The sequence below is a fragment of the Streptomyces sp. NPDC031265 genome, from assembly GCF_055570295.1.
The window spans coordinates 184,088-196,193 of sequence record NZ_JBVIHM010000014.1; the positions used below are offsets into that span (position 1 = coordinate 184,088).

A 12,106-nucleotide genomic window follows, 5' to 3' on the forward strand; every position below is an offset into this window, starting at 1 on the left:
TGTCTGTTCTCCCCCCCCCCCCCCCAACCCACCCCCCCCCCCCCCCCCCCCCCCCCCCCCCCCCCCCCCCCCCCCCCCCCCCCCCCCTCTTCTCGTACCTCAGACGATCACGCGATCAGAGGTGGTCACACGAGGTCGAACCGGTCCAGGTTCATGACCTTCTCCCACGCCGCGACGAAGTCCTTCACGAACTTCTCCTTCGCGTCGTCGCTCGCGTACACCTCCGCGACGGCGCGCAGCTCGGAGTTCGAGCCGAAGACCAGGTCGGCGCGGGTGCCGGTCCACTTGACCTCGCCCGTGGCGGAGTCGCTGCCCTCGAAGGTGGTCGCGTCCTCGGAGGTCGCCTTCCACGTCGTGCCCAGGTCGAGCAGGTTGACGAAGAAGTCGTTGGTCAGCACCCCGGGGGTCTGGGTGAGGACGCCCGCCGACGACTGCTGGTGGTTGGCGCCGAGCACCCGGAGGCCGCCCACCAGGACCGTCAGTTCGGGAGCGCTGAGGTTCAGCAGGTTCGCCTTGTCGAGCAGCAGGTACTCGGCCGGGAGCCGGTTGCCCTTGCCGAGGTAGTTGCGGAACCCGTCGGCCGTCGGCTCCAGCGCGGCGAACGACTCCACGTCGGTCTGCTCCTGCGAGGCGTCCGCGCGGCCCGGCGTGAAGGGGACCTCGATGTCGAGGCCCGCGTCCTTGGCGGCCTTCTCCACGGCGGCGGACCCGCCGAGCACGATCAGGTCGGCCAGGGAGACCTTCTTGGCGCCGGAGTCGAACTCCCGCTGGATCCCCTCCAGGGTGCTCAGCACCACCGCCAGCTGGTCCGGCTCGTTGACCTCCCAGCCGCGCTGCGGCTCCAGGCGGATGCGCGCGCCGTTGGCGCCGCCGCGCTTGTCGCTGCCGCGGAAGGACGAGGCCGACGCCCAGGCGGCGGAGACCAACTGGGACACCGAGAGGCCGGAGCCGAGGATCCGCTCCTTGAGGGAGGCGACGTCCGCGGCGGAGACCAGCTCGTGCGTCACCTCGGGCAGCGGGTCCTGCCACAGCAGCGTCTCGGCCGGGACCTCCGGGCCGAGGTAGCGGACGACGGGGCCCATGTCGCGGTGGGTCAGCTTGAACCAGGCGCGGGCGAACGCGTCCGCGAACTCGGCCGGATTCTCCTTGAAGCGCCGTGAGATCGGCTCGTAGACCGGGTCGTACCGGAGCGAGAGGTCGGTCGTCAGCATGGTCGGGGCGTGGGTCTTGGACGCGTCGTGGGCGTCGGGGACGGTGCCCGCCCCGGCTCCGTCCTTCGGCCGCCACTGGTGCGCGCCCGCGGGGCTGTCGAACAGCTCCCACTCGTAGCCGAAGAGGATCTCGAAGAAGCTGTTGTCCCAGGTGATCGGCGTGGTGGTCCAGATGCCCTCAAGGCCGCTGGTGATCGCGTCGCCGCCCACGCCGGTGCCGTACGAGCTCCGCCAGCCGAGGCCCTGCTGCTCCAGCGGGGAGGCCTCGGGGTCGGGGCCGATGGCGTCCGCCGGGCCCGCGCCGTGGGTCTTGCCGAAGGTGTGGCCGCCGGCGATCAGCGCGACCGTCTCCTCGTCGTTCATCGCCATCCGGCGGAACGTCTCACGGATGTCGCGGGCCGCGGCGATCGGGTCCGGGGTGCCGTTCGGGCCCTCCGGGTTGACGTAGATCAGGCCCATCTGCACCGCGCCGAGGGGGTTCTCCAGCTCCCGGTCGCCGGTGTAGCGCTGGTCTTCGAGCCAGGTGGTCTCGGGGCCCCAGTAGACGTCCTCGTCGGGCTCCCAGACGTCCGGGCGCCCGCCGCCGAAGCCGAAGGTCTTGAAGCCCATCGTCTCCAGAGAAACGTTACCTGCGAGGATCATCAGGTCGGCCCAGGACAGGCTCCGGCCGTACTTCTTCTTGACCGGCCACAGCAGACGGCGGGCCTTGTCGAGGCTCGCGTTGTCCGGCCAGCTGTTGAGGGGGGCGAAGCGCTGCTGACCGGCCCCGGCGCCGCCGCGGCCGTCGCTGATGCGATACGTGCCGGCGCTGTGCCACGCCATACGGATCATCAGCGGGCCGTAGTGGCCGAAGTCGGCGGGCCACCAGTCCTGCGAGGTCGTCAGCACCTCGGCGATGTCCCGCTTCACGGTCGGCAGGTCGAGGGTCCTGAACGCCTCGGCGTAGTCGAACTCCTCGCCGAGCGGGTTGGCCACGGCGGGGTTCTTGGCGAGGATCTTCAGGTTGAGCCGCTCCGGCCACCATTGACGGTTTCCGCCGCCCTGCGTCGGGTGTGGGGCGCGATCGTGCGCGACCGGGCAGCCGCCGCTTCCGTCCTCCGTTTTCGGGTCCGTGACGATCGCGTCGTGGTTCTCAGACATCGGAATCCTTCCGGGCTGGGTGGATCACACTGCTCAGGGGACTTCGGGTGATGGAACGTTTCGATGCGGCGGACGGTCCCGTCGCGGTCAAATGGTGGACGGTTCGACGGTGGTCGGAGCGGGTTCGGAGGGACGGGTGGACTACCGGAGTTGTCCGCTCCCTTGGCCGTCGTTGGGAACCGATCCTACGATGGACGGAGTCCAGGTCAAGAAGCTCACCGGTTTCGTCCTCGGTCGGAAGCTGTACGGGCACCGGTGAACGCGGGGTACCCCATTACTGCCCTACTCGATCTCCACCGAGCCGGAACGGATGGACCACTATGAGTGACCTGCTGGAGCGGCTCCGCGGACATGGCTGGCGGGTGACCTCCCAGCGGCGTGTCGTGGCGGAGGTCCTCGACGGCGACCACGTGCACCTCACGGCCGACGAAGTGCACGCCCGCGCGGCGCGGCGGCTGCCGGAGATCTCCCGGGCGACCGTCTACAACACGCTGGGCGAGATGGTCTCCCTCGGCGAGGTCATGGAGGTGTCCACCGACGGCCGCGCCAAGCGCTACGACCCCAACGCGCACCGCCCCCACCAGCACCTGGTCTGCTCCGGCTGCGGCACCATCCGCGACGTCCACACGACGGGCGACCTGCTCACCCGACTCCCGGCGGAGGAGCGGTTCGGGTTCACGGTGTCGGCGGCGGAGGTCACGTACCGGGGCCTGTGCCCGTCGTGCGCCTAGCGGGTGCTCATCGCGTCCGTCGAGTCAGCGTCCGTCGACTCATCGCCCGTCCAGGAGCGGCCGCAGGGCCGCCGCCAGGCGTTCGTGCTCCGCGGGCGCGTTGTGGATCTGCCGGCTGATACGGATGCCGCCGCCGCCCGGCCAGGGTCAGATCGGCACCCGGAATCCGAGGCGGGCCGCGATCTCCTCGCGCAGGGCGTCGGCCTCGGCCCGGGTGCGGGCGAGCGCGGGAGGCAGGCGCAGGGCCCGCATGGCGAGGCGGTCGTCGGCGGGAAGCGCGGTGATGCCCGGGAGGCGGGCGAGGAGTTCGGCGCCGTGGCCCGCCAGGGGGCGCGGCCAGCCACCTGGCCCTGGGTGCCATCCGGGGCCTGCGGAGGCAGGATCCCTCGGTGCCGGACGACGTCTCGGTGTGTCGGGTACGACGGCTCGTCGATCACCGAGTTCACCGACCGGCCCCTTACCACGGTCCGCAAGTCCGCGGACCGCCTGGCCCTGGAGGTGGGCCGCACCGTGCTGTCCCTGGTGAGCAACCGCGAGGTCCCCACCGGCGAGCTCCTCTTCGACCCGGAACTGGTCATCCGCGCCTCGACGGGGCCGGCACCTCGGTGACGCGGTGGCAGGTGCCGCCGAATAGGGTGAAGTGAACAAGTAGTAGACCTGGTACCGCTTCCATCTGCAGTTGACGGAGGATACTGGTCTGGCCCCGATCACCTAGAGAACGACTCCATGGCCAAGAAGAGCACCTCCTCGACCACCGTCCCCGACACCGCGTGGCTGGGGCGCGCGCGCCACCTCGGGCCCGAGCCCGAACAGGACGTCCGGCGCAACCTGATCGCCCTCAAGGCGGCCGGGGTGCTCGACGGCTTCCTGGACCTCGACCCCGTCGAGGCGGCGCGCTCCACCGTCCTGCACCCGCGCGACGAGTCCGCCGACCCCGGCCCGTCGGCCCGCCGCCTCTTCGAGGCCCGCTGGCGCGTGGCCGACGACGTCACGGTGCGGGCCCAGCTGACCCTGTACGAACCCGAGGGCCGCCGCAAGGAAGGCGAGGGCGTCACCTGGGTCCTGGCCGCCGAGGCGGAGCGGGCGTGGGAGGCGCACTGGCCCTCGCCCGTCACCATGTTCTGGCCCGACAGCGACCGGATCGCCTGGGACCACGACACGGTGCCGGGTGTGCGGCTGCGCACGACGAACCAGCTGCCGAAGGACGACGACGAGCTGCGCCACCGGCTGCGGGACTGCAGCCGGCAGAGCTGGTTCATCCATGTCGTGGTGCACGAGGCGATGACACCGGACGCGGCGGGGCAGCAGCCCGTCTCGGCGTTCCTGCCGCCGAGCCTGCGCCACCGGGTGGTCGAGCACCGGAGCACACCGGAACAGGCGCAGATCGCCGACTTCGCGATGAAACGGGAGCTGGGCGTGCGCATCCCGCGCGGCGGCGCCGTCGTCCTGCCCACGACGCCACAGGGCCCGGGGTACGACGCGGACCGCTTCACGGTGCGCAGTGTCTTCCTCGACGGCTCGGAACCCATCGAACTCCTCGACAGGATCAAGGAGTTCGCCGCACTGCCGCGCCCGCTGCCCGCCGACGCCGAGCGGGCCCTGACACGGCTGCGCCAGGGCTGGCACCTGCTCACCCCGGACGAGGAACTGGTCCACGCCCAGGGCATGGTCACCAAGTACGCCGAGGCGCTCGACGCCATGACGAACTCCCGCGACCTGTACCGGGAGGCCGCCGAGGCGGCCCAGGCCGCGCTGGCCGAGGCGACCGGCGGCGACGGCGTGACCCGGCTGCCCGCGCCGAGACCGGCCAAGACGGACGGCTCACCGCTGGGCGCCCTCACGAAGGCGTTCGGCCGCTTCCGGGACCCGAACAAGTAGGGCGCGGCGGTTCGGGCGGGGCTGACGGGCGACGGCTGTGGGGAGGTGCGCGGAGATGGTTGCGGGTCCGTACATTCGCCGCCCTGGCTGGGTTCAGCGGCGAGCTGAACCGTGGACGTGCCCGGAAGCCGCAGCGCGTCCGCTCACGTGGAGCCCGGCTCCGCGTGGTGCGTCGCCAGGCACTGGTCGGGGTCGTCGGAGAGGTGCAGCGTCCCGAAGTTCCTCAGATGCTCTCGCAGCCACTGCTCGGTGTGGTTCACGTGCATCAGCGCGGCGGCCTGGCTGCGGACCGCGTCACGGGTGGCCAGGGCATCGAAGATCGCCTCGTGTTCCGCGAGGGTTCTCCCTGTGGCCTGGTCGTCGACGAGACCGCCCCAGACGCGGGCGCGCAGCGTACGGCCCGAAATGCCCTCCAGCAGGGTGAGCAGCGTTTCGTTGCCCGTGGCCGAGACCACGGCGCGGTGGAACGCCGCGTCGTGCACGTTCAGCCGTTCGACGTCCCCGCGCGCCGCTCGCATGGCGTCGAGGTGCTGCTTCACCTCTGCCAGCTGGTCGTCGGAGATTCGAGTGGCGGCGAGTGCGGCGGCTACCGGTTCGAGAAGCCGACGCACCTCCATCAGAGCCAGCAGCGCCGCCGAGTCACCCTGCAGCAACTCCACCGTGCCACCGAGGCCTTCGAGCAGCAGGCTCGGCTGGAGACTGGTCACATAGGTGCCGTCGCCTCGTCGCACTTCGAGAACTCGGGCCCGCCGACACCCGGTCGGGGCGTCGAGAGGGAGACCGGATGGCGGCGGGGAGCGCGGGGTCAGTCGTCGAGCGACCGTATCGGGTCATCGGTCAGACTGCCGGCCAGCCACTGCTCCACGGCCGTGATGTGGACGGTCGCCGCAGAGACGGCGAGTAGGGCGTCGCGTGACTGAAGCGCGCTGAGGATCTGCTCGTGGTCCTCGTGCGCGTTGTTCAGGGCGTGACCGGTCTGGCTGCCGCGGACGATGCGGACACGCTGTGTGCGGGTGGAGAGCACTTGCAGCAGCATCGACAGCACGGGGTTGCCGACCGCTTCGACGATCCTGAGGTGGAAGGCGATGTCGTGGGCGACGAACTCCTCCACGGTGGTGACGGTCCGGGACCGTTTGAGGATGTTGCGCAGGTCCTGTAGGTCCTCCGGCTTCAGCAGAGCCGTGGCCAGCCCGGTCGCCTGTGGCTCCAGCAGTCGGCGTACCTGGAGCAGTTGGAGAGCGGTGTGGCCCTGGGAGACGTCGGCGGCGAAGGAGAGGCTTTCCAGCAGCAGATGGGGCTCGAGGCTGGAGACGTACGTGCCGTCGCCCTGACGCGTTATCAGAATTCGCATCGCGGTCAGCGCCCGGACGGCCTCGCGCAGGGAACTCCGGGACAGGCCGAGTTGTCCGGCGAGGATCTCCTCCTTGGGCAGCCGTGAGCCGGGCGCGAGTTCGCCGGCGACGATCATTGCCTTGATCTTGTCGATCGCCTCGTCCGTCAGTGCCACGAGCGTGCCTCTCTGAGTCGGGATGCGCCGGGCGGCGGCTCCGCCGGGCCTGGCTCGGGGCCGGCGGAGCTCCTTGCGGTGCGTGGTTATTCCTGCTTCTCGCCGGAGGCGAAGCGGGAGATGATCAGGGCGACGATGATGATGGCGCCGTTGAGGAACTGGTTCCACAGCGGCGGTACGCCCGCCAGTGTCATGACGTTCACGACCAGTTGGAGGGTGAGGACGCCGGTCAGGGCGCCGAACACGGAGCCTTTGCCGCCGTTGAGGCTGACGCCGCCGATGACGGTCGCGGCGAAGACCTGGAAGATCCAGCCGCTGCCCTGGGTGGCGGAGATGGAGCCGTAGTGGCCGGTGTACAGGATGCCGGCGAAAGCGGCGAGGACGCTGCCGAGGATGAGGACGATCCACACGATGCGTTCGACGCGGATGCCCGCGGTGCGGGCCGCCTCCGCGTTGCCGCCGATCGCGTACAGCGCCCGGCCGTGCCGGAGCCAGGCCAGCGCGCTGCCGCCGATGGCGAAGAGCAGAGCGCACACCCAGATGGCGGCGGGCGCGCCGAGCCAGGATGCCTTGCCCAGGTAGGTGAAGGAGGGGGGAAGGTCGACGATGGACTGGCCCTCGGAGAGGGCGACCTGCAGGCCGCGGAGCATGGTCAGGGCGCCGAGGGTGACGATGAAGCCGTTGAGGCGCAGCTTGAGGATGAGGAAGCCGTTGACGGCGCCGATCAGCGCGCCGACCAGCAGACAGAGGGGGATCGCCGTCCACTGGGGCAGGAGGCCGAGTCCGTTGAACCGGCCGCCGCTGGCGGGCAGGACGAGCCACACGGCGATGACGGGGGCCACGCCGATGGTGGACTCCAGCGACAGGTCCATCCGTCCGGCGATCAGGATGAACGTCGTGGCGAGCACCAGCAGGCTCAGCTCGGTGGACTGCTGAGCCACACCGATCAGGTTGTCGGCGGTGAGGAAGGCCGGCGAGACGATGAACCCGATCAGGCCCAGGACGAGGATCGCCGGGACCAGGGACAGTTCACGGAAGCGACCGAGGTCGACCCGGCGGCGCGTGGCGTCCGCGGCGGTCGGCTCAGCCGCGCTCACTGCGGGCTCGGTGAGATCTGTGGTGGCGGACATGACTACCTTCCGTGCTCGTCTGCGCCGGATGAGGCGGGTACGGCGGATGCGGGGGATGCGGGGGATGCGGTGGCGGGGGCCCTGTCGTGGGCGATGCCCTCGATGGCGGCGACGACGGCCTCGTCCGTCCAGCCGTGGTCGAACTCGGCGACCACGCGCCCGTGGAACATGACGACGACCCGGTCGCAGACCTTGAGGTCGTCCAGTTCGTCGGAGACGATCAGCGCGGCCTTGCCGCCGTCCGCGACCTGGCGGATGCGGCCCAGGAGAAACTCCTTCGATTTGACGTCCACCCCGTTGGTGGGGCGGATGGCCACCAGTACCTGAGGGTCGGTGGCCAGGGCCCGGGCGACGACGACCTTCTGCTGGTTGCCGCCGGAGAGCGCGGAGACCGGGGTGGCGGCTCCCGGGGTCTTGATGTCGAGGTCCCGGATCATGCGCCCGGCGAACGCCTTGGTACGGGCGGGCAGCACCGTGCCGAACGGGCCGAGCTGGTCGGTGACGGTCAGCGTCGCGTTCTCCGCCACGCTGCGGTTGTTCACCAGGCCCTGGAGGTGACGGTCCTCGGGGACCAGCCCGACTCCGGCGGTGAGTGCGGACGGCACACTGCCGGTGCGCACGGTCCTGCCGCCGACCGAGATGCGGCCCGTCCTGGCGCGGTGCAGACCGGCGATCGCCTCGCCCACCTGCACATTGCCGCTGGCCGCGGCGCCGGCGAGCCCGACGACCTCGCCGGAGCGGACCGAGAGGGACATGTCCTCGCAGACGCCGGGCAGTGTCAGGCCGTCGATCGCCAGCAGTTCCGCGGAGTCGGATCGCGAGGCCGGGGGCCGGTCGGCGGTGGCGGTGACCGTGGAGGCCGACTCACCGGTCATGGTCTCCACCAGTGCCTGGTGGCCGAGTTCGGCGACGGGTGCGGTGAGGATGTGGCCCGCGTCGCGGTAGACCGTGACCGTGGTGCAGAGGTCGTACACCTCCTGCAGGTGGTGGGAGATGAAGAGGAAGGCGACACCCTGGTTCTGAAGGTCGCGGAGCTTGTCGAAGAGGCGGCCGATGCCGCGGGCGTCGAGTTTCGCGGTCGGCTCGTCGAGGATGATGAAGCGTGCGCCGAACGACAGGGCCCGTGCGATCTCCACGAACTGCCGCTGCTCGACGGTCAGTTCCTTCGCCCGCGCGGCAGGGTTGACGGCCACGCCGTACTCGCCGAGCAGTTCCTCGGCACGCCGGCGCAGGTGCTTCCAGCGGATGGGCTGCACCGCCCCGGCACTCTGCCGGTTCAGGAAGAGGTTCTCGGCGACGGTCAGGTCGCCGATGATGTTGGAGCGCTGATAGACGCAGGCGACCCGGGAGCGCCAGGCGTCGATGTCGCCGACGGCGGGCGCAGGCTCGCCGGAGAAGCGCAGGGTTCCGGTGTCGGGTTGCTGGAGGCCGGTGAGGATGGACACGAGGGTCGACTTGCCGGCGCCGTTGCGTCCGACCAGGGCGTGCGACTCGCCCGGGGCGACGGTGATACGGGCGTCGCGGAGCGCGACGGTCGCGCCGAATCGTTTGCTGATGCCGGTCGCCTCGGCCACCGGGGCTGGGGTGCCGGGGCCGGTCGCCGGGGCGGTCGCGGTGTCCGCCATGGTGGATACCGTCCTTTGTGTACGAAGGCTGGGGCCGAGGAGCGCGGGCGGGCACCCGGGCCGGCGGGATGGAGTGGGTGTCGGTCGGGGGGCTGTGCTCCCCCGACGCGGCGGGCCGGAACCGACGGTCATCGGCCGACGTTGTTGCCCCACAGGGTCTTGTCTTCGACGTTGTCCTTGGTGATCAGCGGCGCGGGGAGCTGGTCCTCAAGGCCGTTGGGCAGCTTGATGATGGTGGAGTCGTGGTCGGTCGCACCCGGCTTGAAGGTCTTGCCCTCCGCGGCGGCCTGGGCGTAGTACAGCGCGTACTTGGCGTAGAGGTCGGCGGGCTGCGAGATGGTGGCGTCGATCTTGCCCTTGCGGATGGCGTCGAACTCCTGCGGGATGCCGTCGTTGGAGATGATGCTGATGTGGCCCTCCTGCCCGGCGGGCTTGAGCAGGCCCTTCTGCTCCAGCAGGGCCAGGGTCGGCTGCAGGAAGACGCCGCCGGCCTGCATGTAGATGCCGTTCAGGTCGGGGTGCTGGGCGAGCAGGCTCTGCAGCTTGGCGGAGGCGACGTCGCCCTTCCAGTCGGTGGGCAGCTCGAACACGTTGATCTTCGGGAACTTGGTCTTCATGCACGCCGCGAAGGCCTCGGAGCGGTCGCGTCCGTTGATCGAGTCCAGCGCGCCCTGCAACTCGGCGACCTTGCCCTTGCCGCCCAGCTGCTTGCCGAGGAACTCGCAAGCCTTGGTGCCGTACGCCTTGTTGTCGGCACGGACCACCATGTAGACGTCGCCCTTGTCGGGCCTGGTGTCGACGCTGACCACGGGGATCTTCTTCGACGCGAGGGTGTCGAGGGTGGAGGCGATCGCGCCGGTGTCCTGCGGGGCCATGACGACCGCCTTGGCGCCGGTGTTCTGGAACACCTGCACGTTGGCGACCAGCTTGGTGACGTCGTTCTGCGAGTTGCTCAGCGGCAGCGTGTTGGTGCCGTCGGTCGAGATGTCCCTCTTCATGTACTCGGCGTAGGAGTTCCAGAAGTCGGAGTCGGAGCGCGGCAGGTCGATCCCGATGGCGGGCTTGTCACCGCCCGAGTCGGTGCTTTCGCGGTTGCACGCGGTGGCGAGGGCCAGTATCGCGAGGACGGCGGTGGCGGCTGCGGCGGTGGAGCGGGTGCGAGTGAGCTTCATGGCGGGTTCTCTCCTTAGCCAGGGGCGCAGGGCCACAGGGCAACGGTGGGAGGGCGTACCTGCCTGCGGGGAGGGGCGAGGTCGCCGGACGGGCAGCTGCCGATCCGGCGCGGAAAATGCGTGGATCGTGCCCTGAGGGTCGGATGTGAGGGTCAGCCGGGGACCGAGGATGCGGAGGCGGAGCGGCAACACGGATGCGAGCCGAATGGGCGCACTGGATGGTGCAAATTATTCCTCCGATGTATCCCGGACGTCGAGGACGTTACGACGACGTTGCCGACATTGACAAGGGTTCGCCGCCAGAGATCTGCGGGACTTCGCGCCGTAGGGCGCCAAGGCGTCGTCCCGGCCTCGGGATCCGCGCTGACACCCCGTACGACCTGCAGAGTTTTGGCCTCCAGGTGTGACGATCGATGCGCTGCGGTAGTTCACAATTTGGCAACGGGGCTGGCTGGACCGGGTGGGGACGGGTGCAGATGGTGGATCGCCGAGGGGGTGCGGCCCCTCGGGTGGCCGGTGGATGCCTGCCGGTCACGCTCTCACCAGGGGAGGTGGGTCCTGGACCTCGGTGTGGATTCATCGGATGGCGGGTCGCGTGTCGACCTCGTGGCCATACGGGATCGCGGCGAATCTTGCCCTTGTGGGCGCTTGACTGGCGCCGCCGACGAAATACATCCGAGGAATCCATTGTCAGGTGCGATCCCCGCATCTAGAGTCACTGTGCCGCCATACATCCGATGACTGCGCCGCGGATGAGCGAAGCCCGCCGACAGGTCCGGCCCGGCGCACCACAGGCGGCCCGGCCCTACGGCCGACCACCACTCAGACGAAAGCCGCACGGCAAGGGAGCCCCCCAGTGAAACTGCTACGAGTCGGCGCCCCCGGTGAGGAGCGGCCCGCAGTCCGTACCGACGACGGCCGACTGCTGGATCTGTCCTCAGTGACCCGGGACATCGACGGCGTCTTCCTCGCCTCCGGGGGAGTGGACCAAGCCCGCGCGGCCGTCACGGCGGGAGAGCTGGCCGAGCTCGACAGCGACGGCCTGCGGATCGGCGCCCCCGTCGCGCGCCCCGGCAAGGTCATCTGCGTCGGACTGAACTACCGCGACCACGCCGCCGAGACCGGCGCGGCGATCCCGCCCCGCCCCGTGGTCTTCATGAAGGACCCGAGTACGGTCGTCGGTCCGTACGACGAGGTGCTGATCCCGCGCGGCTCGGTCAAGACCGACTGGGAGGTCGAGCTGGCGGTCGTCATCGGACGGCGCGCCCGCTATCTCGACGGCCCCGAGGCCGCGCGGGCCGTGATCGCGGGCTATGCGATCAGCCATGACGTCTCGGAGCGCGAGTTCCAGCTGGAGTACTCGTCGCAGTGGGACCTGGGCAAGTCCTGCGAGACCTTCAACCCGATGGGTCCGTGGCTGGTCACCGCCGACGAGATCGGTGACCAGCAGAACCTCGGCCTGCACCTGAGCGTCAACGGCGTGAAGCGGCAGGACGGCCACACCGGCGACATGATCTTCTCGGTCGACCACATCGTGTCGTACTTGAGCCAGTACTTGGTTCTGGAGCCCGGTGACGTGATCAACACCGGTACGCCCGCAGGCGTGGCCCTCGGGCTTCCCGGCACTCCCTTCCTGCGCCCCGGCGACACTGTCGAGCTTTCCGTCGACGGACTCGGCAGCCAGCGCCAGACCTTCGCCCAAGCGTGAAAGG

Annotated in this window: 9 protein-coding genes and 1 pseudogene; 4 read left to right on the forward strand and 6 right to left on the reverse strand. The window is 70.1% G+C overall.

Translation table 11 applies throughout. From position 1 onward, the window contains the following. Positions 1-125: 125 nt before the first annotated feature. Positions 126-2,351, reverse strand: a complete 2,226-nt coding sequence (katG, locus tag ACZ499_RS22555) for a catalase/peroxidase HPI (protein WP_468677364.1) — start codon at positions 2,349-2,351, stop codon at positions 126-128. 320 nt (positions 2,352-2,671) lie between these two features. Between katG and ACZ499_RS22560 the strand changes: the two genes are divergently transcribed. The 3 genes from ACZ499_RS22560 to ACZ499_RS22570 all read left to right on the forward strand — a co-directional run bounded on the left by ACZ499_RS22560 (position 2,672) and on the right by ACZ499_RS22570 (position 4,960). Beyond that, the gene (locus ACZ499_RS22560; protein WP_468677366.1) at positions 2,672-3,082 is read left to right on the forward strand and encodes a Fur family transcriptional regulator; all 411 of its coding nucleotides are present in this window, start codon (positions 2,672-2,674) and stop codon (positions 3,080-3,082) included. 315 nt (positions 3,083-3,397) lie between these two features. Then, entirely contained in the window at positions 3,398-3,691 is a 294-nt protein-coding gene (locus ACZ499_RS22565) for a substrate-binding domain-containing protein (RefSeq protein WP_468677368.1), read from the forward strand. A gap of 117 nt (positions 3,692-3,808) precedes the next feature. Continuing rightward, positions 3,809-4,960: a hypothetical protein gene (locus ACZ499_RS22570; protein WP_468677370.1), complete on the forward strand. Its 1,152-nt coding sequence runs from the start codon at positions 3,809-3,811 to the stop codon at positions 4,958-4,960. A gap of 143 nt (positions 4,961-5,103) precedes the next feature. Here ACZ499_RS22570 and ACZ499_RS22575 read toward each other — a convergent pair. The 5 genes and pseudogenes from ACZ499_RS22575 to ACZ499_RS22595 all read right to left on the reverse strand — a co-directional run. Further along, positions 5,104-5,706: pseudogene (locus tag ACZ499_RS22575) on the reverse strand (FadR/GntR family transcriptional regulator); the annotation flags it as partial. A 59-nt stretch (positions 5,707-5,765) separates the two neighbouring features. Continuing rightward, positions 5,766-6,467: a FadR/GntR family transcriptional regulator gene (locus tag ACZ499_RS22580; RefSeq protein WP_468677372.1), complete on the reverse strand. Its 702-nt coding sequence runs from the start codon at positions 6,465-6,467 to the stop codon at positions 5,766-5,768. A gap of 86 nt (positions 6,468-6,553) precedes the next feature. Further along, complete coding sequence (locus tag ACZ499_RS22585) at positions 6,554-7,597, reverse strand: ABC transporter permease (protein ID WP_468677373.1); 1,044 nt, start codon at positions 7,595-7,597, stop codon at positions 6,554-6,556. Positions 7,598-7,599: 2 nt separating this feature from the next. Continuing rightward, complete coding sequence (locus ACZ499_RS22590) at positions 7,600-9,222, reverse strand: sugar ABC transporter ATP-binding protein (protein ID WP_468677375.1); 1,623 nt, start codon at positions 9,220-9,222, stop codon at positions 7,600-7,602. 128 nt (positions 9,223-9,350) lie between these two features. Continuing rightward, positions 9,351-10,394: a sugar ABC transporter substrate-binding protein gene (locus tag ACZ499_RS22595; protein ID WP_468677377.1), complete on the reverse strand. Its 1,044-nt coding sequence runs from the start codon at positions 10,392-10,394 to the stop codon at positions 9,351-9,353. 856 nt (positions 10,395-11,250) lie between these two features. On the opposite strand from ACZ499_RS22595, the gene ACZ499_RS22600 reads away from it, so the two are divergent. Next, positions 11,251-12,102 (forward strand): fumarylacetoacetate hydrolase family protein, encoded by an 852-nt coding sequence (locus tag ACZ499_RS22600; RefSeq protein ID WP_468677379.1) that lies wholly within the window; start codon positions 11,251-11,253, stop codon positions 12,100-12,102. Positions 12,103-12,106 lie beyond the last annotated feature (4 nt).